This window comes from Desulfocicer niacini, from assembly GCF_054657595.1.
In genome coordinates this window covers 1-499 of sequence record NZ_BAAHYK010000178.1, presented here as the reverse complement: position 1 = coordinate 499, position 499 = coordinate 1, and the positions used below count along the sequence as shown (strand labels likewise).

1 protein-coding gene is annotated in these 499 nt (G+C 57.9%); it reads right to left on the bottom strand.

Going from position 1 to position 499, the window contains the following annotated elements; genetic code table 11:
- A partial coding sequence (locus ACYQ2M_RS25270; RefSeq protein ID WP_459919172.1) for a fumarate reductase iron-sulfur subunit occupies positions 1 to 499 on the bottom strand: 499 nt, incomplete at both ends.

Below are 499 nucleotides of genomic sequence, written 5' to 3'. Positions count from 1 at the left end.
AGGCGATCTGGGTCTGGTGGGGCAGATCCTTGGGACAATAATCCTGGCATCCCAGAAGTGTCATGCAGCCAAACACCCCATCGTCGTCACCGATGATCTCGTAATAGTCGGGATCGGTACGTTTATCCCGGGGATCCAGGTAGTACCGGGCAAGCCGCATGAAACCCACAGCCCCCAGGAAACCATCTCGCATGCGCTTGGTGGCACAGGCCGAGATGCAGCAACCGCATTCCACACACCGTTCCAGCTCGTAAATCTCATCGGCTATGGCCGGATCCATACGCTCTTCCAGACGATCCAGATCCACATGTTCGGCCATGTCATCGTGTATCCAGCTCTCCACCCGTTCGCTCATGCCGCGCATGAATTTACCGGTGTTCACGGACAGATCCCCGATGAGTTCAAATCCGGGCAGGGGCAGAAGGGTGATTTCCCCGTCGGGGAACTTGGAGGTCAGGGTCCGGCAGGCAAGATCCGGCCTGCCGTTGATCACCATGCC